Origin of the sequence: Nonomuraea sp. NPDC050547, assembly GCF_044457345.1 — a bacterium.
Classification (GTDB): Bacteria; Actinomycetota; Actinomycetes; order Streptosporangiales; family Streptosporangiaceae; genus Nonomuraea.
The window spans coordinates 26,009-50,051 of the sequence record NZ_JBITGW010000021.1; the positions used below are offsets into that span (position 1 = coordinate 26,009).

21 protein-coding genes and 1 tRNA gene are annotated in these 24,043 nt (G+C 70.4%); 13 read left to right on the forward strand and 9 right to left on the reverse strand.

Annotated elements, in window-relative coordinates; genetic code table 11:
• Positions 1-60: 60 nt before the first annotated feature.
• A complete protein-coding gene (locus ACIBHY_RS42290; RefSeq protein ID WP_397309665.1) occupies positions 61-1,530 on the forward strand; it encodes an FAD-binding oxidoreductase in 1,470 nt (489 codons plus the stop codon).
• A gap of 72 nt (positions 1,531-1,602) precedes the next feature.
• Positions 1,603-2,694: a methyltransferase gene (locus ACIBHY_RS42295; RefSeq protein WP_397309666.1), complete on the forward strand. Its 1,092-nt coding sequence runs from the start codon at positions 1,603-1,605 to the stop codon at positions 2,692-2,694.
• Here ACIBHY_RS42295 and ACIBHY_RS42300 read toward each other — a convergent pair.
• Both ACIBHY_RS42300 and ACIBHY_RS42305 read right to left on the reverse strand, forming a co-directional pair.
• Entirely contained in the window at positions 2,684-3,643 is a 960-nt protein-coding gene (locus ACIBHY_RS42300; protein ID WP_397241676.1) for a helix-turn-helix domain-containing protein, read from the reverse strand. The genes ACIBHY_RS42295 and ACIBHY_RS42300 overlap by 11 nt on opposite strands.
• 13 nt (positions 3,644-3,656) lie before the next feature.
• Complete coding sequence (locus ACIBHY_RS42305) at positions 3,657-5,426, reverse strand: asparagine synthase-related protein (RefSeq protein ID WP_397309667.1); 1,770 nt, start codon at positions 5,424-5,426, stop codon at positions 3,657-3,659.
• A 143-nt stretch (positions 5,427-5,569) separates the two neighbouring features.
• Here ACIBHY_RS42305 and ACIBHY_RS42310 point away from each other — a divergent pair, with 143 nt between their 5' ends.
• A complete protein-coding gene (locus tag ACIBHY_RS42310) occupies positions 5,570-7,048 on the forward strand; it encodes a von Willebrand factor type A domain-containing protein (RefSeq protein WP_397309668.1) in 1,479 nt (492 codons plus the stop codon).
• A gap of 27 nt (positions 7,049-7,075) precedes the next feature.
• On the opposite strand, the gene ACIBHY_RS42315 is transcribed toward ACIBHY_RS42310, so the two are convergent.
• Positions 7,076-7,564 (reverse strand): EF-hand domain-containing protein, encoded by a 489-nt coding sequence (locus tag ACIBHY_RS42315; RefSeq protein WP_397241682.1) that lies wholly within the window; start codon positions 7,562-7,564, stop codon positions 7,076-7,078.
• Positions 7,565-7,647: 83 nt separating this feature from the next.
• Positions 7,648-8,328 carry a tRNA-dependent cyclodipeptide synthase gene (locus tag ACIBHY_RS42320; protein WP_397309669.1) on the reverse strand — a complete coding sequence of 227 codons (681 nt, stop codon included), beginning with the start codon at positions 8,326-8,328 and terminating at the stop codon, positions 7,648-7,650.
• Between the two features lie 93 nt (positions 8,329-8,421).
• Here ACIBHY_RS42320 and ACIBHY_RS42325 point away from each other — a divergent pair.
• From ACIBHY_RS42325 to ACIBHY_RS42335, 3 genes are all read left to right on the forward strand, one after another.
• Positions 8,422-8,494, forward strand: a tRNA-Ala gene (locus ACIBHY_RS42325).
• 543 nt (positions 8,495-9,037) lie between these two features.
• Complete coding sequence (locus tag ACIBHY_RS42330; protein WP_397241686.1) at positions 9,038-9,289, forward strand: hypothetical protein; 252 nt, start codon at positions 9,038-9,040, stop codon at positions 9,287-9,289.
• Positions 9,286-9,714 carry a type II toxin-antitoxin system VapC family toxin gene (locus ACIBHY_RS42335; RefSeq protein ID WP_397309670.1) on the forward strand — a complete coding sequence of 143 codons (429 nt, stop codon included), beginning with the start codon at positions 9,286-9,288 and terminating at the stop codon, positions 9,712-9,714. The genes ACIBHY_RS42330 and ACIBHY_RS42335 overlap by 4 nt, the downstream gene beginning before the upstream one ends.
• An 856-nt stretch (positions 9,715-10,570) precedes the next feature.
• On the opposite strand, the gene ACIBHY_RS42340 is transcribed toward ACIBHY_RS42335, so the two are convergent.
• Complete coding sequence (locus ACIBHY_RS42340; protein ID WP_397241690.1) at positions 10,571-11,245, reverse strand: TetR/AcrR family transcriptional regulator; 675 nt, start codon at positions 11,243-11,245, stop codon at positions 10,571-10,573.
• A gap of 556 nt (positions 11,246-11,801) precedes the next feature.
• Here ACIBHY_RS42340 and ACIBHY_RS42345 point away from each other — a divergent pair.
• On the forward strand, positions 11,802-12,278 hold the full coding sequence (locus tag ACIBHY_RS42345; protein WP_397241692.1) for a DUF6326 family protein: 477 nt from the start codon (positions 11,802-11,804) through the stop codon (positions 12,276-12,278).
• Between the two features lie 113 nt (positions 12,279-12,391).
• Here ACIBHY_RS42345 and ACIBHY_RS42350 read toward each other — a convergent pair whose 3' ends face one another.
• On the reverse strand, positions 12,392-13,219 hold the full coding sequence (locus tag ACIBHY_RS42350; RefSeq protein WP_397309671.1) for a carbohydrate deacetylase: 828 nt from the start codon (positions 13,217-13,219) through the stop codon (positions 12,392-12,394).
• On the reverse strand, positions 13,216-14,583 hold the full coding sequence (locus ACIBHY_RS42355; RefSeq protein ID WP_397309672.1) for an MFS transporter: 1,368 nt from the start codon (positions 14,581-14,583) through the stop codon (positions 13,216-13,218). Before ACIBHY_RS42355 ends, ACIBHY_RS42350 begins: the two co-directional genes overlap by 4 nt.
• A gap of 226 nt (positions 14,584-14,809) precedes the next feature.
• Between ACIBHY_RS42355 and ACIBHY_RS42360 the strand changes: the two genes are divergently transcribed.
• The 4 genes from ACIBHY_RS42360 to ACIBHY_RS42375 all read left to right on the forward strand — a co-directional run bounded on the left by ACIBHY_RS42360 (position 14,810) and on the right by ACIBHY_RS42375 (position 21,255).
• Entirely contained in the window at positions 14,810-18,793 is a 3,984-nt protein-coding gene (locus tag ACIBHY_RS42360; RefSeq protein WP_397309673.1) for a ThuA domain-containing protein, read from the forward strand.
• Between the two features lie 88 nt (positions 18,794-18,881).
• Positions 18,882-19,616 carry a hypothetical protein gene (locus ACIBHY_RS42365; RefSeq protein WP_397241701.1) on the forward strand — a complete coding sequence of 245 codons (735 nt, stop codon included), beginning with the start codon at positions 18,882-18,884 and terminating at the stop codon, positions 19,614-19,616.
• Positions 19,613-20,956: a protein kinase gene (locus ACIBHY_RS42370; RefSeq protein ID WP_397309674.1), complete on the forward strand. Its 1,344-nt coding sequence runs from the start codon at positions 19,613-19,615 to the stop codon at positions 20,954-20,956. Before ACIBHY_RS42365 ends, ACIBHY_RS42370 begins: the two co-directional genes overlap by 4 nt.
• A gap of 56 nt (positions 20,957-21,012) precedes the next feature.
• On the forward strand, positions 21,013-21,255 hold the full coding sequence (locus ACIBHY_RS42375) for a hypothetical protein (RefSeq protein WP_397309675.1): 243 nt from the start codon (positions 21,013-21,015) through the stop codon (positions 21,253-21,255).
• A gap of 11 nt (positions 21,256-21,266) precedes the next feature.
• Here the strand turns inward: ACIBHY_RS42375 and ACIBHY_RS42380 are convergent, their stop codons facing one another.
• The gene (locus ACIBHY_RS42380) at positions 21,267-22,001 is read right to left on the reverse strand and encodes a DUF2071 domain-containing protein (RefSeq protein WP_397241707.1); all 735 of its coding nucleotides are present in this window, start codon (positions 21,999-22,001) and stop codon (positions 21,267-21,269) included.
• A 49-nt stretch (positions 22,002-22,050) separates the two neighbouring features.
• Here ACIBHY_RS42380 and ACIBHY_RS42385 point away from each other — a divergent pair, with 49 nt between their 5' ends.
• Positions 22,051-22,653: an RNA polymerase sigma factor gene (locus ACIBHY_RS42385; protein WP_397309676.1), complete on the forward strand. Its 603-nt coding sequence runs from the start codon at positions 22,051-22,053 to the stop codon at positions 22,651-22,653.
• Positions 22,650-23,225 carry a hypothetical protein gene (locus tag ACIBHY_RS42390; RefSeq protein ID WP_397309677.1) on the forward strand — a complete coding sequence of 192 codons (576 nt, stop codon included), beginning with the start codon at positions 22,650-22,652 and terminating at the stop codon, positions 23,223-23,225. The genes ACIBHY_RS42385 and ACIBHY_RS42390 overlap by 4 nt, the downstream gene beginning before the upstream one ends.
• 7 nt (positions 23,226-23,232) lie before the next feature.
• Here ACIBHY_RS42390 and ACIBHY_RS42395 read toward each other — a convergent pair whose 3' ends face one another.
• Positions 23,233-23,970, reverse strand: a complete 738-nt coding sequence (locus tag ACIBHY_RS42395; RefSeq protein WP_397241711.1) for a GNAT family N-acetyltransferase — start codon at positions 23,968-23,970, stop codon at positions 23,233-23,235.
• Positions 23,971-24,043 lie beyond the last annotated feature (73 nt).

Sequence of the window (24,043 nt, forward strand, 5' to 3'; positions counted from 1 at the left end):
GGTACCGTTCGAGCCATGGCTCCGATGATGTCCAAGCCGCCGATGATGTAGCAAGGACCCATGAGCCATTGGGCGTGGGGCGCCGAGCCGGACCTGGACGAGCTGCGGGGCATCGCCCGCATGATCAGCGGAAGCGATGACTTCGAGGAACCCGTCCCCTTCGACCGGGTACGGCTGCCGCCGCCACGGCTGGCCGTACCGGAGGCGTGGAAGGAGTTCGCTACCGGCGAGGCGCGCGCCCGCGCGGGCCGCACCTACGGCCAGGCCTACCGCGACCTCATCCGCGCCTACCGGGGCGACTTCACCTGCGCGCCCGATCTGGTGGCGCTGCCCCGCACCGAGACCGAGGTCGAGCAGGTCCTGGAGTGGGCCACCGCGCGGCAGGTGGCGGTGGTGCCGCGCGGCGGCGGCACGAGCGTGGTCGGCGGCGTCGAAGCCCGCTTCGACGGGCCGGCGATCTGTCTCGACCTGAGCGGGATGGACCGGGTCGTGGAGGTGGACCAGGTCTCGCGCGCGGCGCTCGTGCAGGCCGGGGCGAGCGGGCCCTCGCTCAACGCCCAGCTGCCCGACGGCCTGCAGCTGCGCTTCTTCCCGCAGTCGTATGAGTTCTCGACGCTGGGCGGCTGGATCGCGACGCGGGCCGGCGGCCACTACGCGAGCCTGCACACCCACATCGACGATCTGGTCGAGTCGGTGCGCGCGATCACCCCGGCCGGGGTGTGGGAGTCGCGCAGGCTGCCCGGCTCGGGCGCGGGACCCTCGCCCGACCGGATGCTGCTGGGATCAGAGGGCGCGCTCGGCGTCATCACCCGGGCGTGGGTGCGGCTGCAGCGCCGGCCCGCGCACAAACTGTCGGCGTCGGTCCGGTTCGCCTCGTGGGCGCGGGCGGTCGAGGCGGTGCGCGAGCTGTCGCAGTCGGGGCTGCACCCGTCGAACTGCCGCCTGCTCGACGCCGCCGAAGCCCAGCTCGCGGCGGGAGGCGACGGCGAGCACGCGGTCCTCATCCTCGGCTTCGAGTCGGCCGACCACCCCGTGGACGCGGCCATGGCCAGGGCTCTGGAGATCGCCGGTGGCGAGACCGGAGGGGTACGCCAGGACCAGGAGTGGAAGGGCACGTTCACCCGGATGCCCTACTTCCGCAACGCCTTTCCAGGGATGGGCAGGGTGGTGGAGACGTTCGAGACCGCGGTCACGTGGGACCGGTTCCCGGCCCTGCACGAGGCGGTCACGGGCGCGGTGGACGCCACCTGCCGCTTCGCGTTCGTCTATCCGGACGGGCCGGCGCCCTACTACACGGTCTCCCTGCCCGCCGAGCGCGGCGCGGAGGTCGCGCAGTGGGACGCGCTCAAGGCCCGGGTCTCGCGCATCCTGCTCGACCACGGCGCCACCATCACCCACCACCACGCGGTCGGCCGCGACCATCGCCCCTTCTACGACGAGCAGCGTCCCGAGCCGTTCGCGCTGGCGCTGCGCGCGGCCAAGGACGCGCTGGACCCGGCGGGCGTGCTCAATCCCGGCGTGCTGGTCTGAGGTCCCTTTTGGCTGATCGCAGGTGTTAAACCGGTTGCCCGTGACCAGGTGGCGTGACACCGTCGGAAGACGATGATCTCCTGGAACGAGGCGGGACACGAGCGGCGAGCAGCCTGGCGATCGGCGGCGGGCGCACCCGAGCCCGCACACGTCGAACTCGCCGACGACGCCACCAAGGCCGACACCGCGCACAACCTGGCCGCCGATGGCACCGCGCTGCTGTGGACGGGCGACTACCACAACGCCCGGCAACTGCTCAGGGCGATGGACCGGCGCTGTTCCCGGCCCAGGCCGGGCAGCGGGTTCCACCGGCAGCGCCAGGCCCAGTCGCAGCGGGCCAGGATTCTGGGGATGCTGCTGGTGCCGTACACGGGAGAGCATGAGATCGCGCTGCGCCGCGCGCCCGACGTGCGCGAGGCCTGCTCCGAGGTCTACGGCCCGGCCGCCGGCGAGGCCGTCGGGTCGCTGCGCGAGCTGCTGGGCGTGATCGGGGCGCACGAATGGCGGGCCAAGGGCGTCGAGGTCCCGGCGCTGGGCGAGCGCATCCACCCGCACTACGGGGTGTTCTCCCCGGTCAGAGGCGAGTACGTGGACCTCGTCGCCCGGGCGCGGCTGCCCGACGCCGAGGTGGCCTTCGACGTCGGCACCGGCACCGGCGTGCTGGCGGCGGTGCTGGCCAGGCGGGGCGTACGCCGAGTGATCGCCACCGACTTCGATCCCGCCGCCCTGGAGTGCGCCCGCGACAACGTGGAACGGCTGGGCCTGTCCGGCCGGGTCCTGGTCGAACAGGCCGACCTGTTCCCGGCGGGACGGGCGCCGCTGGTGGTGTGCAACCCGCCGTGGATCCCGGCCATGCCCATGTCCCCGCTCGACCACGCCGTCTACGACCCGGACAGCCGGATGCTGCGCGGCTTCCTGAACGGGCTGCGTGATCACCTGTCACCCGGCGGGGAGGCGTGGCTGATCCTGTCCGACCTGGCCGAACATCTTGAGCTGCGCTCCCGGCAGGAGTTGCTCGACTGGTTCGAGGAGGCCGGGCTGGCGGTCGCCGGTCAGCTCCAGACCACGCCGAGGCACGGGCGGGCCGCCAAGAGCGACGACCCGCTGCACCGGGCGCGCGCCGCCGAGGTCACCTCGCTGTGGCGGCTGACCCTCACGCGCTGAACGCGCGCCGGTAGGCCGACGGCGAGGTACGCATCGCGCGGGTGAAATGGTGGCGGAAGGTGACCGGACTCTCGAACCCGACCGCCGCGCCGATCGCCTCCACCGGCGCGGTCGTGGACTCCAGCATGGTCAGGCTGGCCGCCACCCGCTGGGAGATCACCCAGCGCAGCGGGCTGGTGCCGGTCTGCCGCTTGAAGTGACGGATGAACGAGCGCTGCGACATGTGCGCCCGCCTCGCCAGCTCGCGCACCGTGATCTGCTCGGCGAGATGGTCGAGCGCCCACGCCATCGCCCTGGCCACGCCGTCGTCCTCGCCGACGGGCGTCACCGCGGCCTCGATGAACTGCGCCTGCCCGCCCTCCCGGTGCGGCGGCACCACGAGGCGGCGGGCCACGGCGTTGGCGGTGCTCGCGCCGTGGTCCCTGCGGACGAGATGGATGAGCAGGTCCAGCCCGGCGGCGCTGCCGGCGCTGGTCAGCACGTCGCCGTCGTCGACGTAGAGCACCTCGGGGTTGACCCGGATCTCGGGGTGACGGTGCTGGAGCAGATCGGCGTACTTCCAGTGGGTGGCCGCGTCCCGGCCGTCGAGCAGGCCGGCGGCGGCCAGGGTGAAGGCGCCGGAGCAGATGGAGACCACGCGGGCGCCGCGGGCGTGCGCCGCGCGGACCGCCCCGACCAGCGCTGGGGACACCGGCCTGGTGATGTCGGCGCCGGGGATGATGACCGTGTCGGCCGAGGTGAGCACGTCGAGTCCGTGCTCGGCGCGCATCGTGAACCCGCCGACCACGCGCAGCGGGCCGCCGGTCTCGGCGCAGACCTTCAGGTCGTACCAGGGGACGTCGAGCTCGGGGCGGGGCAGGCCGAAGATCTCGACCACGCAGCCGAGTTCGAAGGGCGCCATCCCGTCATAGGCGAGCACGGCGACGGTGTGCGGCCTGAACGGCATCATGGCCGGATAGTACCTACGGCCGGTGCACGGTGACGCGTTCGAGCGCTTCGGGGCGTTTGCCCGGGTAGAGGCCGGTCAGCAGCGTGCTCACCGTGTAGAGGTTCCAGGCGGTGGCCGGCTTGCTCACCACCGGGCCGGCGAACATCGCGCGTACCTCGTCCGGGTTCACGATCGTCTCCAGCGCGTCGAGGCCGCCCAGCACCTGCTCGCGCAGCACGTCGGTGAGCGCCGGACCCGGGCTGGTGCGCCAGCTCCACCCGCCGCCCGTCCTGGCCGTCGGCAGATGCGGCGGCGGCACGTGCGACCACGGCCATCGCCCGGCCCGCCCGTCGACGAACCGCCACGGCTTCCCCTCGATCGGGATCTTCCGCAGCTTCGGGGCGAAGCGCAGGATGAGCGAGTAGATCGGCTCCTCCGACAGGCTCCAGCGCTGGTCCAGGCTCAGCGCGGCGCGTACCACCCGGTTGTCCAGGTAGGGCCGCACCGAGTCGCCGCGGCGCAGCGCGCCCGCGCGGGCACCGGCCTGCCAGCGGCCCACCCGGTACGACAGGTAGATGTGGTGCAGCGCCTCCAGCTTGTCCTGGCGCTCCTGCCACGGCCTGGCCTGTTCGCGCGCGTGCTCGTTGGCCGCCGCGGTGAACAGCTTCTCGTCCTTGAGGAACGTGGCGCCGATCCGCCTGAGCAGCGCTCTGTCACTCAGATCCGTCTGCAGCAGGTTGAGGCTCCCGGCGCGCAGCGTCTCGCCGCCCTGCCCGGACATGGTCGGCGTGGCCGAGTACGGCAGGTAGCCCACGATCGACTCGTAGGCCGAGGTCATGCCCTCACAGGTGCGCAGCGTCTCCCAGGCGCGTGCCAGCGGGTGCTCCACCAGCATCGCGTCGCGGTCCTCCGTCTGCGGTGGCGCGATGACCGTGTGCTCCAGCTTCAGCTCGGCCGCGATCCGGCGGGCGAGGATCACGTCCGGATGGGTGTCCAGCCCGTTCGTCGTCACCCGGAACGGCACCTTCGCGGCATGCAGCAGCGCCGCCAGGACGCGGGTGTCGCGCCCGCCGGTCAGCGCCAGGTTCACCGGCTCGGCCGCCGACCGCAGCGGCGCCACCGTCGCCAGCAGCGCCGCCGCCAGCTCGTCGAGCGCCGCACGCTTCTCCCGCCGCGTCGTGGGCGCGGGCGCCGCCCGCGGCAACTCCTCCCTGGTGACGGTACGGCTGCCGCCGCGCACGTCGAGCCGGGAGTTCGGCGGCAGCGCCGTCACGCCCAGGTACGGGGTCTCATCCGACAGGAAGTAGCCCGATCTGACCATCGTCTGCAGCGCCATCACGTCGAACGCGAGGTTCTCGTCGTGCTGGGCGACCAGGTGGGCGAGGAGAGCGCGGCTGGCGACGATGTGCAGGCCGGTGGTCTCGGCGTGGAAGACGGGGCAGATCCGGTTGGCGGCGGTGGTGGCGGTCAGCGCCCGGTCGCTCGCGGTCCAGGCGGAGTAGCAGCCGCCTACGGACGAGTCGGGCAGGCGGGTGACGTCGGCCGGGTCGGCGAGGTGGCCGTTGACTCCCGTGACCCTTCCGTCGCCGGGGCGCCGGTGGAGGAGGGGTGGGTGGCGGGTGTCGTCGGGTTCGTTGGACCAGGCGAACAGGGAGACGCCCGCGCCGTGCCATTCCTGGCCGCGGATGACGTCGGGGGGCACGGGGAAGGCCGTTTCGATAACGGACCTGGCCCGGTCGAGGATACGAGGATCTATCGCCTGGCCTTTCGCGGCCAGTCCTAAATAGACGCGCACGGCATCCATGCCTACCGGATGGCCCTGGCCTGGCACAACGGGTCACGGTTCGAAAACACCGATCACGTGGTGAACACGGTTTGTGCTCGCTTGCGTCTCCGGCCCGGCCAGTGGTTATGCGGGTCCGTCATAGGGCGTGGAGGTGGTTATCCATGAAATTTCGTCCTATAGCGGTAGGCGTCGGGTTGGCCGGGGTGCTGCTGCTGGCCGCGTGCGGCGGGCCCGGCGGCGGCTCCTCCGGATCCGAGGCCAAGGCGCCCGCCCACGTCGCGCCCAGGCGGGACTCGTCTCCCGAGCAGCCCCGGCCGGCGGCCACCCGGACCGACTCGGAAACGACCACGGCCCAGGTCTCCACGTTCGCGCTGGACGTGGACACCGCTTCCTACGGGTACGCCCGCCGTACCCTCGCGGAAGGACGCTGGCCCGAAGCGGGCCGGATCCGTCCCGAGGAGTTCGTGAACTCCTTCCGCCAGGACTACGCGCAGCCCGCCGACAACGGCTTCACCGTGCACGTCGACGGTGCCCGCATGGGCGAGGGCGACAACGCGGTCGTCCGCGTCGGGCTGCAGACGCGCGCCTCGGAGGCGGCCGCCCGCCGTCCCGCCAACCTCACCTTCGTCATCGACGTCTCCGGCTCCATGGCCGAGCCCGGCCGGCTCGACCTCGTGCGCAAGTCGCTGCACACGCTGCTCGACCAGCTCGCGCCCGGCGACCAGGTGTCCATCGTGGCGTTCAGCGACCAGGGCACGTTGCTGGCGTCCATGACCCCGCTCGTCTCCCGCGCCGAACTGCACGCGGCCGTCGACTCCCTGGCCATCGGCGGCGGCACCAACCTGGAGTCCGGCCTGCGCCTCGGCTACGACGAGGCCGCCAAGGCCTTCCGCTCCGCCGCCACGAACCGCGTGATCCTGCTGTCCGACGGGCTGGCCAACCAGGGCGACACCCAGTGGCGGTCGCTGCTGGACAAGGTCAAGGAGCAGGCGGGCAAGCAGATCACGCTGCTGACCGTCGGCGTCGGGCGGGAGTACGGCGACGAGCTCATGGAGCAGCTCGCCGACAACGCCGACGGCGCGGCCGTCTACATGAGCACCGAGGAGGAAGCCACCAAGATCTTCGGCAACCAGCTCACCACCACCATCGAACTACGCGCCCGCGACGCCAAGGCCCAGGTCGCCTTCAACCCGCGCGCGGTGGAGTCCTACCAGCTCATCGGGTACGACAACCGGGCGCTGGCGGCCGAGGAGTTCCGGGACGACACCAAGGACGGCGGCGAGATCGGGCCGGGGCACTCGGTGACCGCCCTCTACTCGGTCAAGCTCAAGCCGGGGGCCACCGGCCAGCTCGCCGCGGCGACGGTGCGCTGGCAGGATCCCGACACCCGCAATCCGGCCGAGGCCGGGAAGGCCGTGGACGTCGGTGACCTGAGCGGTGACCTCTGGAGCAAGGCGCCGGTGCGGCTTCAGGTGGATGTCGTGGCGGCGGCCTTCGCGGTGTACATGCGCGACCGGGAGGCCTTCGGCCTGGACCTCAGGACGCTGGCGCAGCACGCGGGGCGGCTGTCGGCGGCGGCGGAGGACCCGATGGTCACCGAGCTGTCATCCCTGATCGGCAAGGCCGCGGAGGTGGCTTGAGCGTTTGTCCGTATCCGGGGGAAGCGCCTATCCCGGGCGGCCGAAGATCGGGATCTCTGGGTCGCGGCCGTAGTAGAAGTTGTACAGGGCCTGCGCGAACTCGTCCTTCGACAGCCGGCCGTCGCGGTTGGCGTCCAGCCGCTCGAAGGCCTCTCTGGCGGTACGGCCGGCCACGTCGTAGGCCGCGAACAGGCGTAGATACTCGGCCCGGGTCAGCTGCTCGTCGCCGTCGGTGTCCAGGGCGTCCCACAGGGCGTCGCCGATGGGCCAGACGATCCGGGCCACGAAGGTCATGCGGCCGGAGGCGGGGCGCATCGCGTGCCGTACATAGGAAGCGCGGCTGATGCGCCCTTGGTCGTCGGTCCCGATGAGGTCGACGGCGTGCTGCCAGGCCTGGCGGTAGGCGGAGACGACGGCGTCGCGTTGCTCGGACGGCTCGGGAACACTGAGCCGATCACAGACCGCGACGCCGACGAGCATCATGTCGTGCTCGTCGAGGAACCCGTCATGACCCATGTCGCTACTGTCGAATGCATACCCCGCGTTACGCGCGTGAGGATCCATGGCCGCCCCGCCCCACCCCGGTAAATTACTCAGGACTAATGGTTCTCACCTGCATCAATACCTGTCAACCGAGTCGTCAACATTCCCTGACCAGTGCTGGGATATACCGGCATCATCCCGGCATAAAGCCACTTCGCTACCGGGAGCATGCGCGGATAGCAGAACAATGACGACTCCGTCTCCAAAATCGCCGGAGTATCCAGCATGAGCGGCAATTCCGACAAAAGGAATGGAATGGCCTCGTGGACCTGGTCGGCGGTGGGCCGCGAGGTGCCCAGCACGGGCTCCAGCGCGGCGTCGCAGAGCTCGCGGAAGACCGAATCGCCCAGGTAGAGCTCGTCCAGGCGGCTCCGGAGGCCGGTGTAGGCGGGCCGGTCGTGAAGCTCGGTCCAGGAGTAGACGCCGACGTCCGGCGCTTCGAGGGCGGAAAGCGCGTGAACCACGCGGTTACGCGTGTTGTTGATCGCCGCACGGGCCTTCTTGTTGGCCTTGTGCGGCGGCAGATCCCCCCGGGCCGCGAGCGTCCCGGCCAGCTCGATCCCCGGAACGAGCACATCGACCCGCTTGAAGTGCCCCCGAGCCCAGTGAAGCAGCCCCGTAATAGCCCCAAGACTGAAATATCCATTCATAGCGCTAATTCCGAGCAGCGCATGCTCCCGCCCGGCGAAGATACGCGCACACCGCGCCGTCAAAGGCACTGCCTCCACAGTCGTCACGTTACGCACGGTAGCAAGACGGTGACGCAGGCTAATCCCGAACTCGGGGAGTCTGGGAGTCGGATACACTGATGCGGTGCCGTGATGCGGCATGGGGCTATAGCGCAGCTGGTAGCGCACCTCCATGGCATGGAGGGGGTCAGGGGTTCGAATCCCCTTAGCTCCACAGGCAAGGTCTTTCACATGGGCGCGCTTCGCGCGTTCAAGGTTCCAGGCGTTTCTCCGGTCGAGCTGAAGCTCGACCCCTGAAGGTCCTCCCTCCGGTCGGGCGTCTTCCGGACTAAAGGCAGGGTGCTTCGCGCGTTCTTCCAGTCGGGGCGCGGCCCCGACACCTGGTCGTCCTCGCTTCGCACGGGCGTTCCTTTGATGTCCCGCCCGTTGCCCAGTTGGGTGGTTGGGCAGTTGGAGCCCACCCTGGTCTGTGGTCCTCGCTTCGCTCGGCGTTTGATCGTGTGCGCCTTCGGCGCGCGGTTTGCGCGTTCAGTCAGCAAGTTCAGTCGTCGGAGGCGCTGAACTGGCGCTTGGAATGCGGGCGCAAGACGCTGAACTCGCAGGCCGAGAGCTGATGGCAGCAGCGGCGAGACGTCGCTGGAGCCTCTGTTTTGGCTGCTCGAACCGGTGAACCACTTAGCGATCCGTGGTACGCCGTGGTACCGCGGGGTATGGTCGAGGTATGGATGCTCAGAGGTCTCGTCCGACTGAGGTGAGCGTGCGCCAGTTCGTCAACGACTCCGGTAGCGTCACGCGCGGCTTGCGTGAGGGAAGGCGCTACATTCTGACGATCAACGGTGAGCCGCTCGCCGAAGTGAAGCCGATCAAACGTCGCCGATTCGTTCCTACAACCGAGGCGCAGGGCGTCTTCGCTACCGCCCCGGCTGTTGACTGGGACGAGGTACGGGCTGATCTGGACACGGCGATCGACGATGACCTGCGTGATCCGTTCGAGGGGACCGGCCTGTGAGCCGACATGAGCGGGGCGTTCTGGACACGAACATCGTGGCCGCCCTTAAATTCTTCAATCCCGCCGAACTACCTATGGAGTCGGCGATCACGGCTGTCACACTCGGTGAACTGTCACGTGGCCCGTACGCCACCGATGATGTGGTCAAGCGCGCCGGAAGAGTCGCGGTGCTCCAGCATGCCGAGGCGGCGTTCGGCGATCCGTTGCCGTACGACGCTGCGGCGGCCCGGATGTTCGGGCAGCTCTGCGCCGTGGTGTACGCGCAAGGCCGACAGCCACGGAGCCGGACCGCCGACTTGATGATCGCTGCTACGGCCGCCAGCAATGAACTGCCATTGTTCACGGCAAACCCCAAGGACTTCGACGGCTTGGGACGACTGGTGGACGTGATCGCCGTGACGCGACCGCACGGAGCGACAGGCTAGCGCAAGAGGTTCGTCTCCCAGGAAGGATCATGCCCGACCGGTCAGGCATGGTCAGCCCTCTTCAGCGGACGATCGGCTGGTGCAGCGTCATCTCCTGAAACATGGTGTTCGAGTAGGCGGCGATGAGGTCCACAGGCAAGGTCTTTCACATGGGCGCGCTTCGCGCGTTGGTGTTCCAGGCGTTTCTCCGGTCGAGCTGAAGCTCGACCCCTGAAGGTCCTCCCTCCGGCCGGGCGTTTCTTTCTGGCCAAGGGCATGGTGCTTCGCGCGTTCTTCTGGGGCCCCACCCGTTGCCCGGTTGGGCGGTTGGATCCCGCCCTGGTCTGTGGTCCTCGCTGCGCTCGGGCGTTTGATCGTCCGCGACTTCGGCGCATGGCTTGCGCGGTTTGCCCGGCATCGAAGGTGTTGGTGCGGTCCGGCAGGGCGATCCCGGCCGGGTTCTCGTGCGCTGAGGCCGCGGGCACGACGACCGCGATGACCAGGCCCGGCACGTCTACGGCCAGGCCCCGCTTACGTCCGGCACCTTCTTGGCGACGTCCCGGCCGGTCGTGGTGGCGGGGACGCCGGCCGCGACGTGGACGCTCTGGGTGTCCAGCACGACCGGGCCCGGGTCGGCTCATCGGCCCTTCTTCTCGTGCGGGTGCCAGCGCAGCGGGTCATGGAGTGGCCGCCGACCGAGGGGCGCGCCGCCTTCCATACCGCGGGGACCGGTTCGATCAACGCCCTGGGCGTCGGCTCAGTCGTTCGGGTACGGCATGCGCTCAAGTCGCCGCGCCATCCCAGCGCAACTGGACCCGCAGACGGGCGGTGCCACTACAAATCCAGACGATCACATAACGACATCACGGACGGAGGCTCACGTAGGCACTCTCAGGGGTTCGAGGGCGGCCAGGACGAGGTCGAGGCCGAAGGTGAACTCCTCCGCCGGGTCGTAGCCGGCGGCGGCGAGCACCGCGGCGGACTCGTTGAGGTAGGGGAACTCGTCAGGAGGAAGCTGGGGCAGGAAGACGTCCTCGGTCATGTCCGCGAGCTCATCGACGGTGTCGAACGGCAGGCTGGCTTCCTGCAGGGCGAAACCGTAGACGTAGCTGTCGAGCAGCCAGTTGGCGTGCGTCGCCATCAAGACCGGGAAGCCGGCCCTCCGCAGGCAGGCGGTGACCGCTTCGCGGTGGCGGAGGTTGGCGGGCCCCGGCGAGGTCCGTGACTCCATCAGGCCGATCGCCCACGGGTGACGTGCGAGAACCTGCCGGGCGGATGCCGCCCGACGTCGCATCGCCGACTGCCAGTCGGTCTCTTCGGGCGGGAGCTCGATCTCCTCGAACACGACGTCGATCATGGCGTCCAGCAAGTCCTCCTTGTTCGCCACGTAGTGGTAGAGCGACATCGCGCCCGCGCCGAGCGCGCGAGCCAGCTGGCGCATGCTCAGCTCGCCGACCCCCTCGCGGTCGGCGAGCCTGACCGCCTCGACCACCACCCGCTTCTTGCTCAGCCCCGCATCCGACGCGACCTGGCGGCGTTCCCTTGCAGGCAACGGGTTTCCTCGCTCCCTCGAACGGCTTGACAATCGTTCAGCGTACGGCCATCGTACAGCGTACTACCGTAGTACGGCGTACGAAGTACAGTGTACGAACCGGCGAGGGTCGCGGCTCGGGCGTGAGGAGGTTCGTGTGGGAATCGAACGGCGATCGAAGGCCGGAGCACGCCCGGGGTGACGACGATGCGGGTCGCCCCCAGCGCTCGACTCGTCCGAGGCCGGGCTACCGCTGTCCGGTCGAGGCGATGTGCTCGTCCAGGTGGGCGCGGCCTCGGTACATGGCGGCGTTGCAGGCATCGCGCATGGTCGCGAACGTTCGACCGGGCCAGACGGTGCTGGTCACGGGCACGTCGGGGCGGCCAGCGCCGCTTCGCCGTACAGATCGCCGAAGCAGCCGACGCCCTCCGCTACCTCGCGGCCGGCCACCCCGGGGGGAAGGTCGTCGTCACCGTCTGACGGCCGGACCGACGAGCACGACCCAACCCCGTGCGTATGTACGCCCCAACCGGCCGCCACCCCGGCGGACGGACCGCTCCTCTCGAAGGAAGAACCTATGACCGTCCGGACGAAAGCCCCGAACCTGCTCGCCAACCCGCCGGTCCCCGTGCAGGTCAAACTGGCCGCCGCATGGACCAGCTTCATGTTCCTCTACATCTACGTCGACTACTTCCACCTTTACAAGCCTGGCACCGTCGACAACATCCGGGCCGGCGTCGTCTTTGAGTTCGACATCAGCCCGACGTTGTTGACCGCGATGCTCGCGTCCGTGGCGATCCCGGCCGTGATGGTGATGCTCTCCATGACGCTGCCCGCCCGGGTGAACCGCGCCACGAACCTCGTCGTCGCATCGCTCTACATCCCGTACTCGGTGTTCAACGCGGTAGGGGAGTCCTGGGACTGGGCCCTCTTCTACGGCCTCTCCATCGGAATCGAGGTGCTGCTCCTGGCCTTCATCCTGCGCTCCGCCTGGACATGGTCTCGAACCACCGCCGTCCCGGCCGGTCCCGAGACGACCGGCCTTCGACAGTAGAGGTCCGCGCCAGCTGCGCCCGTGGGCCGAACGGCGGCCGGCCGGCATCTGCTCGCTCAACGCACCCTGACGTCCCGACGGTTCGCCGCCTCCCCTGTCCCTGCGTGAGGCGGCTACCACCAGCCTCCGACGACCTCGACGCCCTCGCTTTCAAGGGCCTTGTGCCAGGCGGGGTCACGCAGCAACCGGGTCTCCCAGGCGCGCACGACTCCGTCGGGTCCGTTCACGGCGTCCTTACCGGACGGGTGCAGGAACAGCTCGCTCGTCCCCTCGGGAAGGTCGGCTAGACGGCGCAGGTAGTCATCCCGGAGCCGTTCGTAGGAGCCGAGTTCGGCAGCGGTCCGGCGGTTGGTCGCGATCGTCTGCGGGATGGCCACGCCGAGCGTGTCGGCGAGGGTGACGGCGCTCTCGTGGGCCGCCGCCGGCTCCGGCGGCAGGGGGCCGCCGAAGTACGGCTCCGCGTCGCGGGGCAGCCGGAAGGCCAGGCCGTGGTGCGCGCACCACTTCAGCGCCGGGGCCAGCCAGGATCGGCCGTGCAGGCCGTACAAGGTGCCGGAGTGGGAGTCGGCGGCTACGGGCGGGAGGTCGCGGTCGTGCATCCAGCGCAACTGCGCGTCCGCTTCCCGGATGACGTCCTCGGTCTCGCCTCGGGCGCCGAGGGTGAAGGGGTCGTCGGTGAGGGTTCCGTCCGGGTCGGGGAGGGTGGTCGTGCCGGTGAGGGGGCGCCAGCGGGGGAGTCCGTGCTCGCTGGTGAGCGTCACGTGCAGGCGCGGTACGACGCCGAGGTCGCGGATCCGGGCGGCGGCCTGGTCGGCGTGGGGCGAGACGGGGATGAGGGTTGTCGCGCTGACCTGCCCCTCGGCGAGCAGGGCGATGATGACCTCCGTCGTCCCGGCCTCCCGGCCGAGATCGTCGGCCGTGATGACGACGCGACGGGTCATCGAGGTTCCTCCGAGCCGGGAGAGCCGGGAGAGCCGGGAGAGGCGGGCTCGGGTGATGGGGCCAGCGGGATCGAGATGAATCGTGCGGCCACCGCGCCGATCGTGGTCAGCACGAACGGGTACACGCACAGGTACACGCGGAACGCGAATCCCGGGTCGGCCCCGGGGTCGTTGCCGGAGTTGTAGCCGAAGAACACGCCGAGCGAGGTGAGCGCGAGTCCGGTCACGATGCCGTTCAGGCGGCCGAAGAAGCCGAACGCGGACAGGAACAGGCCTTCGCGGTGCTCGCCGTTGTGTGCGGCGTCGGCGTCCAGCACCCGCGCGACGATGAGGTCGTTCGTCGCGAGCATGCCCGACCATCCTGCGCCGACGAGCGCGCCCGCGGCGACGGCGGTGACGAGGTCGGTGGCGAAGAACAGGGCGGCGAAGCTGGCCGCGAGGATCGCGAAGGACAGGCGCCAGGCCCACAGGGCGCCGCGGCGGGCGATGACGCGCGTCCACACGACGAGGCCGAGCGCGGAGATGAGGATGACGATGCCCTGGAGGTAGAGGGCGTTGGCGACGGGGAGGCCGAGCGAGTAGCGCACGTACAGCTGGATGCCGGCCAGGACGAGCGCCATGGCCGCGCCGTAGCAGGCGCCGGTGAGCCCGACCTTCCAGAAGATCGGGTTGCGGACGATCGACCACAGGCTGGGCAGCAGCCTCTCCTGCGTGGAGTAGCGGGGGTTCTCGCGGGCGCTGAGCGCCATGAACACGATCACGACGACGGCGATGGCGCCGTAGATGATCGCGGTGGTCTGGAAGCCTTCGGTGGACTTCTCGGTGCCGAACACCTGCGTGGTGAGCAAGGGGGTGACCGCGAGCGAGATCACCAGGGCCACGAGCTGGAAGCCCTGGCGCAGGCTGTTGGCGACGGCGCGGTCGCGCTCGCGCGGATAGAGCTCGGGGAGCAGGGCGCCGTAGTTGGCGTTGAGCATCGAGTCGAACGCCTCGCACAGGATCGCGAACACCGCGAACCACAGGACGAGGCCGAAACCCTCCAGCGAGCTGGGCGCGGAGAAGAAGGCGATCATGCAGGCCGCGAGCATCGGCGCGCCGATCAGCAGCCATGGCCGCCGCCGGCCGAACCGGCTTCTGGTGCGGTCGGAGAGGTGGCCGAGCAGCGGGTTGTCGAGCGCGTCGATGACCGCGTAGACGACCATGACCACGCCGTACGCGCGGACGTCGAGCCCCAGGATGTCGACGTAGAAGAAGATCATCGATCCCTTGATCATGTTGATCGGGATCGAGGTGCCGAACATCCCTATGGCGTAGCGCCACGCGGGAGTCCGCCCCGGGGCGGCGGCCGTACCGGGCTGGGTCACATGCTCATCCCCTTGTCGATGCCGACACTCGACGGAGAACACTGATTTTGTCCCACGGGGGCAGGAGGCGAAAGAGCCCGGACACGCCTGACTTTTCGGCTTTTCCTGGGGTGAAGGCAGACTTCTGTCGATTTGCGGCGAAAGTGATGGACATGATGTGAGAACCGACTTACATTACGGCGCAGCGCCGCGAAACTTCGCCACCCCCCCGCGAATGGACACCGGCATGATTCGTCAAGGCACGGTCTTACTCTGCGCCATCGTCTTATCCTCGGCCTGGGCCGTCGCGCCCGCGTACGCCCACGAGGCCATCGATCCCGCCGACTACCAGCGCGTCGAGCTCGCCAAGGGCGTGCCGGACATGGGTGAGCCCATGAGCATGGCCGTCCTGCCCGACCTGTCGGTGATCCACACCGCCCGTGACGGGACGCTCCGGCGTACGGACCGGCTCGGAGACACCAAGGTTCTGGGCGCGCTCAGCGTCTACAACCACGACGAGGAAGGGCTGCAAGGGGTCGCGGCCGATCCCGGCTTCGCCACCAATCGCACGATCTATCTCTACTACGCGCCCCGGCTGTCCACTCCCGCCGGGGACGCTCCCGCGACGGGAACGGACTGGAGCGCCTGGCAGGGGGTGAACCGCCTGTCGAGGTTCACCGTCAAGCCCGACTGGACGCTGGACGTGGCCAGCGAGAAGAAGGTCCTGGACGTTCCGGCTGATCGGGGCATGTGCTGCCATGTGGGCGGAGACATCGACTTCGACGCCCAGGGCAATCTCTATCTGTCGACCGGGGACGACAGCAATCCGTTCGACTCGGCCGGGTACGCGCCGCTTGACGAGCGGACCAACCGGAATCCGGCCTACGACGCGCAGCGTACGGCGGGCAACACCAACGACTTACGCGGCAAGATCCTCCGGATCACGGTAAATCCGGCTACGGGGGCCTATGTCGTCCCGAGCGGGAACATGTTCGCCCCCGGCACGGCCAGGACCCGGCCGGAGATCTACGCCATGGGGTTCCGGAATCCGTTCAGGATGAGCGTGGACAAGACCACCGGGGTGATCTACGTCGGCGACTACGGACCCGACGCGGGAAGCACCGACCCCGGTCGCGGGCCTTCCGGGCAGGTGGAGTTCGACAAGGTCGGCAGAACCGGCAACTACGGCTGGCCGTACTGCACGGGGACGAACACCGCGGCCGAGACCTACAACGAGTACACCTTCCCCTCGGGGCCGTCGGGCGCCACGTACGACTGCGCGGGCGGCCCGGCCAACAACTCCTTCCGCAACACCGGCCTGAGCACGCTGCCCGCCGCGCTGCCCGCGTGGATCAGGTACGGCGGGGACGCGGGCAGCCCGCCGGAGTTCGGCACGGGGTCCGAGTCACCCATGGGCGGACCTGTCTACCATTACGACCCCTTGCTCAACTCTGCTGTGAAATTTCCGGAAGAGTTGGACAACATGGTGTTCCTCGGCGAGTTCGGTCGCCGGTGGATCAAGGCCGTCAGCCTCGCCGACAACCACATCTCCGCGTTCCCGTGGACCGGAACCCAGGTCATGGACCTGGCCTTCGGGCCCGATGGCTCGCTCTACGTGCTCGACTACGGCACCGGCTACTTCGGCGGCGACGCCAACTCGGCCCTCTACCGCATCGAGTACGTGAAGGGTCGCGACCGCAACCCGGTCGCCCGGGTGGCCGCCGACAAGACCTCGGGCCAGCCGCCGCTGACCGTGGCCTTCTCCTCCGCGGGCTCGGCCGACCCCGACGGCCAGCCGCTGACCTACGCCTGGGACTTCGGCGACGGCGCCACCTCCACCGAGCCCAACCCCACGCACACCTACACGGCGAAGGGGACCCACTCCGCCACCCTGGTCGTCGAGGACCCGGGGGGCAACTCGGGCACGTCGAGCGTACCGATCACCGTCGGGAACACCGCACCGGCGATCACCTTCCAGCTGCCGCGCGAGGGCCAGCTGTTCGAGTGGGGCGACACGGTGCCGTTCAAGGTCACCGTCACCGACCCGGAGGACGGGGCCGTCGACTGCGCGACCGTCCTGGTGTCGTACGTCCTGGGCCACGACAGCCACGGCCACCCCATCACCTCCACGAACGGGTGCGAGGGCACGCTCACCATCCCCACCGACGGCGAGCACGACAGCGCCGCCAACATCTTCGCCGTGTTCAACGCCTCCTACACCGACGACGGCAACCTGACCACCGGCAAGTCCGTCACCCTCCAGCCCAGACACCGGCAGGCCGAGCACTACACCAACGCCTCCGGCATCGGGGTGTACAACAAGGCGGCGGCCGAGGGCGGCAAGACGGTCGGCGACATCCACGCGGGTGACTGGATCCCCTTCACGCCGTACGAGCTCAGCTCCGCCAGGTCGGCCACGTTCCGCGTCTCCTCCGGCGGCGCGGGCGGGACCGTCGAGATCCGCACAGGCTCGCAGACCGGACCGGTCGCGGGCAGGGTGGCCGTACCGCAGACCGGCAGCTGGGAGACGTTCGTGGACGTGCGCGCCGCGCTGACCGGCCTCACCACGGCCACCACCGGCTTGTTCCTGGTCTTCACCGGAGGAACGGGCGCGCTGTTCGACGTGGACTCCTTCACGCTGTCGAGGGAGGCCGTCGCCCAGCCCGTCACCGGCCCGATCGGCGGACCCGGCGGTTGCGTCGACGTGGCCGGCGCCAACCCGGCGGACCGCACGAAGGTGCAGATGTACGCGTGCAACCAGTCCGCGGCCCAGCGATGGACCATCGACCCCGGCCCGGGAACGGTCAAGGCGCTCGGCAAGTGCATGGACGTCGCCGGCGCCAACCCCGCCGACGGCACCCGGGTGCAGATCTACACCTGCAACGCCACCGCCGCCCAGAAGTGGACCGTCGACGCGGGCGCGTTCAAGGCGCTGGGCAAGTGCCTGGACGCCACCGACCGCGCGCAACTCGTCATCAGGGCGTGCAACGGCGGTGCCGCCCAGCGGTTCTCGCCGCCGACGCCGGCGGCGGGTGACCTGCTGGTCTTCAGCCGTACGGCGGGCTTCCGTCACGATTCGATCCCCGCGGGCATCCAGGCGATCAGGAACATGGGCTACGCGGTGACCGCCACCGAGGACCCGGCCGCCTTCACCGGCGCGAACCTGGCCGGCTACAAGGCGGTGGTCTTCCTCAACACCACAGGCGACGTGCTCAACGCCCAGCAGCAGGCCGCCTTCGAGGGCTACATCAAGAGCGGCGGCGGCTACGCCGGCGTGCACGCGGCCGCCGACACCGAGTACGACTGGCCCTTCTACGGTGAGCTGGCCGGCGCCTGGTTCGCCTCCCACCCCGCGATCCAGCAGGCCAGGATCAACGTCGGGGACCGGGCCCACGCCGCCACCGCCCACCTGGGCGCCACCGTGACCAGGACCGACGAGTGGTACAACTTCCGCACCAACCCGAGGCCCGCCGCCCGCGTCCTGGCCACCCTGGACGAGACCTCCTACACGGGCGGCACCATGGGCGGCGACCACCCGATCTCCTGGTGCAAGGTCTACCAGGGCGGCCGCTCGTTCTACACCGGCCTGGGCCACACGGTCGCGTCCTACTCCGAGCCGGCCTTCCTGCAGCATCTGAAGGGCGGCATCGCGTACGCCATGGGCGCCGCCCAGGCGGACTGCCGGCCGGAGACCGGCTACACGACCCTGTACAACGGCTCGGTCACCGGCTGGGAGCAGGCGGGACCGGGGTCGTTCACCAACGCCGACGCGACCCTGACCTCCACCGGCGGCATGGGCCTGTACTGGTACAAGGCCAAGCAGTACACCGGGGGCTACTCCCTGAAGCTCGACTGGAGGATGGCCGGCGACGACAACTCGGGCGTCTTCATCGGCTTCCCCGCCAGCACCGACCCGTGGTCGGCGGTGAACAACGGCTACGAGATCCAGATCGACGCCACCGACGCGGCGGATCGCACCACGGGCTCGGTCTACGGCTTCAAGGCGGCCGACATCGCCGCCCGGGACAGGGCCCTGAACCCGCCCGGCCAGTGGAACACCTTCGAGATCAAGGTCGAGGGCGAAAGGGTCCAGGTCTTCCTCAACGGCGTCAAGATCAACGACTACACCAACGCCGACCCGGCACGCTCGCTGAAGGACGGGCACATCGGCCTGCAGAACCACGGGACGGGTGACACCGTCTCGTTCCGCAACGTCCGCATCACGGAGTAACGGTGTCGCGCGTTCGATCTCCACGGCTACGCTGAAACGGACCAGACCTCAGTGAGGGAGCCATTCCCCCGCGGGGAAGGGGCTGTGGATGTTCAGCATCATCGTCGTGCCCGAGGGCTGCGCGGGGCCGGACGAGCAGATCCGGCTGGCGCCGGGGGAGACGCTGGTCTTCGGGCGGGCTCCGTCGGGGACCGGCGCCCACCTGACGATCGCCCACGGCGGGGTGTCCAGGGTCGCCGGAGAGGTCACGGCGACCGGCACCTTCTGGACGCTGAGCAATCTGAGCCGTCGCCAGACGTACGTGGTGGAGAACCCCGAGGGCGCGGGCGAGCACATCAAGATCGCTCCGGGGCGGGCCGAGGCGCCGGTGCCGTTCGAGTTCTCCCGGGTGGTGCTGCCCGCGGGGGAGGAACTGCTCGGGTTCGACGTGTGGGCGCCGCGGCACGACTACCGCACCGTGGACGATCGTGAGCTGGCGGGTGCGCTCACCACGCCGGCGTTCCCGCTGGACCGCGGCACGCGGTATTTCCTGGTTCTGGTGGCGTTGTGCGAGTCGCGGCTGCGGGGCGAACTGCACACGCCGCCGCCGACCGTCGAGCAACTGGTGCGGCGCTTACGGCCCACGTGGCCAGACGCGTCACGGACGTCCGTGCAGTGGAACATCGACTACCTGGCCGTCAAGTTACGGCTGAAGCCGGCACCGGAGACCGCGGACCGCGGATCCCGCCTGCACAGCAAGAAGGCGACGCTCGTCTCGCTGGCCCTGCGGTTCGATCTGGCCGGTGAGGACGACCTGGCGCTGCTGGACGGGGCCGCGACGTGATCGGGGAGCCGGGCGGGCTCTTCGCCGTCCCGGTCCCTTCCGGCTATCGGGTCGGCGACTGGGAGGTACGCCATCCGCTGGCCACCGGGGCGTTCAGCAGTGTGTATCTCGCGCACCGCGTGGGAGCGTCGGACGACCTGCCCGCGGTGGCGGCGCTGAAGTTCCTGCCCACGGGCACGGGCACCCCGCGCCGGCTGCGCCACTACCAGGACCTGGTACGCCGTGAGGTGGATCTCCACCGCACCCTGCGCCGCCCGCGCCTGATCCGGATGTTCCAGACCCTGGTCGTCGACGACGCCGGACAGCCGGAGCTGGACGGCGCCACCGTCCTCGTGCTGGAACGCGCGGAGAGCTCGCTGGACGCGCTGATCTCCCTCGTCTCGCTCGTCGCGCCGGCGCCGGTCCCGGGCGGGCCGGTGGTGCTGGCGCAGGTCTGCGAGGGCCTGGCCGACCTGCACGCCGCCGGGTGGGTGCACGGCGATCTCAAGCCGGGCAACGTGCTGCTCATGGCGGACGGTTCGGTACGGCTCGGCGACTTCAACCTGGCCGCCGAGATGGAGGGTACGCACGCCTACGCGCCCGCGTTCTCCACCCCCGACTACACCGCGCCGGAGCTGCTCTGGTCCGAGATCGGCGAGCGGGGCCAGGTCATCCGGCCCAGCGCGGACGTCTGGGCGTTCGGGATCATGGCCCATCTCCTCCTGACCGGCGCGCACCCGTTTCCCGGCGGTACGCCGGCCGCTCGCCGGGACGCCGTGCAGGCCTACGGCCGGGGCGCCGAACGGATCCGGCTGTCCCCGGATCTGCCCGAGCCCTGGCGGCAGATCGTGCGCGACTGCCTGGCGCGTACCCACGAGGAGCGCGCCGCGCACACGAGCGAGAGCCTGCTGCCCCGCGTGGCGTCCGCCGCCGCCGCGACCACCCCGCGGCGGCGCAGGCGTCCGCGGCTCCTGGCGGTCACCGCCGCCGCGCTGGTCGTCGGCGCGCTCGCGGGCTTCGGCGCCGCGGGTCTGCGGGAGCAGCCGGGGACGACCGGGTACTACCGCTGTCCCGAGAACAGCGCGTGCTTCTTCTCGGAGAACGACGGCAAAGGTGAGATGTGCAGCTGGACGGAGACCAGCAAGGACTGGGCGGCCGGACCGGGGCGCTGTGAGTGGGCGCTGACCCGGCCGATCAAGTCGGTGTTCAACAACGCGAACGAGCTGGACCCCTACCATGCCCTGGCCTTCTACATGGAGCGCGACCATCAGCGCCGCAAGGGCTGCACCTCGGTCCACGCGCAGGGCAATCTCGCCGGGACCTACATGGCGCGCTCCCACCAGTGGCTCACCCGCTGCTGACCGTCCTCTGATGTGCGAGGTACCCGGCGGGAGATGATCCCCGCAGTGTTGTCGCTGTGCGCAACGTCATGAGAGCCGCCCCGTTCGTTCTCGCCGGCGCGCTCACGCTCTCCTGCGGTACCGCGGACGCCACGAGCGGTGTCAGGCGGCTGGAGACCTCCTACACCAACGGTGATCCGCGCCAGGGCGGGTCGGTGGTGCTCGTGGAGCGGTGCGTCTTTCCCGGTCAGCGCGGCACGTTCCAGGCGACGCACACGATCACCGCGATGTCGTGGCCCTACAGTTGCCCGCGTCGCTGACCGAAGGGGCATCAGAGACGGCGGGGCGGGGTGTGGATGTCGAACGGCAGATGCCGCTGCGCCAGGATCGAGTGCGGGGCGGCGTCCGCGGTGATCAGCCCGAGGCGCTCGAACACCGGGAACCGGGCCGAGCGCGCCGTCAGGTAGCGGGGGCGCATGACCGGGTGCCAGATGCTGTAGACGCCGACCCCGCCGTCCCGGCGCCGGTACCAGCCGTCCATGGGGTGGGTCAGCCGTTCGAGCCAGTCCGCTTCGCCGGCGAAGCCGTCCAGGCGGGCGGGCGGTTCGGGGAGTTCCTCGGCCTCGCAGCGCGCGTCGCCGGCGTCGAGGCGCCAGTGGGCCGGGCTGCCGGTCCAGTCGGCGCCGATGCGGATGCGGTCGCGGCGCCAGGGCATGCCCCACAGGTGCTGCGGGATCAGGACCACGGGATGGTCGAGGCTCGTGCCGAAGAACCAGACGCCCGGCCGGCCGTTCGCGGTGACGTAGGCGCGGTAGTTGATCTGGCCGCAGTCGATGCCGACCTGCGGGAGGAACCGGAAGTGGAAGTCGCGGTCCCTGAACGCCACGGCCGAGACCAGGCCGCCGGGGCCGTCGGCGAAGTCCAGCGTCATCGGGGTGAAGCCGTCGGGCAGGTGGCGGGCCAGGGCGTCGGCGTCCACCCGGTAGCTGATGATGGCGAAGTCGTCCAGGTCGGTCTGCGCGTGGTACCAGCGGGGTCGCGGCCGCGCTGTGCCGGCGAAGCTCATGAACCCGAACATTACGGAACCCGGGGCCCTCTGGCGGACAGTTATCAGTGTGGAGCCTTCGCTGCGCGTCCGCCTCCGGGCGGGTGATCACGACGCTTTCTCGGCGCTGTTCGACGAATTCGCCCAGCAGGTCTACGCGCACGCGTACCGGCTGACGGGCGACTGGTCGACGGCGGAGGACGTGACCGCGGCGACGTTCGGGCAGGCGTGGCGCTCCCGCCGCAAGATCCAGACGGACGGCGGGACGCTGCGACCCTGGCTGCTGGGCATCGCGACCAACCTGGCGCGCGCCGCGCGGCGCGGTGAGCGCCGCCGGCGCGCGCTGGCCGACCGCCTGCCGCCCGACGCGCTGGTGCCGGACTTCGCGGACCAGGTCGCCGACCGCGCCGCCGCCGCGGCCCAGATCCATGCGGTACGGCAGGCGTTCGACCGGCTCCGCCGCCCCGAGCAGGACGTGGTGGCGCTGTGCGTCTGGGCCGGTCTGGACTACGAGCAGGCCGCCCAGGCACTGGGCATCCCCGTCGGCACGGTGAAGTCCCGGCTGTCGCGCGCCCGCGCCCGCCTGGCCCGGGAACTGATCAAGCCTGAGCGGCAGGTAACAGATGACCGCGCGACCGGCGCGGCCGCGGCCGGACGGGAGGACGACAGGTGAACGACCTCGACGAACTGACCCGCCTGCTGTCACCCGTGCCCGGGGCCGACCTGGACCCCGGCCGCCTCCACCTGCTCAAGGAGCGCGTCATGACCGACCTCGCCACCCCGCCCCGCCGCCGCAGGAGACTGCTCGTCCCCGCCGCGGCGGCGCTGGCCCTGGCCGCCGCCGCCGCGGCCGTCCTGCTGAACACCGGCCCGGCCTACGCGGTGACCGACAACCCCGACGGCACGATCACCGTCAAGATCTACCAGGCCGAGAACCCGAAGGGCCTGCAGGCCGAACTCCGGGCCCGCGGCTTCAACGCGATCGTCGACTTCATCCCCGAGGGCAAGAGATGCTCACCCCAGCCCCGCTCGACAACCTGGGTGGAAGGGGTACGCCTGGCCGCCCCGCAGTCCGGCGAAGAGGAGAGCGGCGGCGCGGGCTTCCGCCTCGACCCGTCCAAGGTCGGACCGGGTCAGACCGCCGTCCTGGAGTTCATGGTCCGGAGCTCCTTCATGGGCATGGAGGCGGGAATCAGCGACCGCGTCTCGGCCGGACCGGTCACCGCGTGCACCCTCGTCGGCTAGCCCCGCGTCAGCGCAGCGAGATGTGCAGCATCTCGCCGACCTTCCGGTAGCCCACACGCGCGTACACCCGGCCCGCCGCGTCGTCGGCCGGGGTGAGGAACGCCGTGGGCGCTCCCGCCCGGGTCAGCAGGGCCGTGACGGCGCCGGCGATGCCACGGCGCCGGTGCGAGGCCGCCACCGCGATCCCGGCGACCTCGGCCACCCCCTCGTGGGGACCGCCGATCTGGCCGGCGCCGACGGCTGTGCCGGTCGTGGTGTCGGTGGCGACCGCGACCAGGCCGCCGCGGTCGAGGACGCGCCGCATGCGGGCGACGTCGTGCTCGGTGGCGTCAGGGGCGTCGAAGGCGGTGTTCATGACCCGGGCGGCCTGCCAGAGGCCGGCGTCGGCGGTGACCGGCGCCACCTCGATCGCGGGGTCCACCGGCGCGTCCACCACGGTGGCGGGTGTGCAGACCAGAAGGGGGTAGCGTCCCTCGGGCTCGAAGCCGGCCGCCAGCACCGCCGCCTCCACCTTGGGCGCGGCCTGCGGCACGTACTCCAGCCGCGGCACGCGGGCGTGCTCGTGGAAGAGCGCGACCAGCGCGCCGACCTCGCCGGCGGTGGGCACGACGTCGTCGTCGGGAACGGCGTAGTTGAACGGCAGCGCGTCGTCGTGCTCGTCGAAGCGCACCGTGAACGGCCCGGCCCGGCGAGCCCCCTCCCCGGCGGCCGACCTGAGATAGGCGTGGACGGCGGCGTCGAACACGTATGTTCCTCCCCGATGCACGGACGACGGCCACAAGCTAGGACTTCGCCCACGCCGGAGGCAACCGGTTTTC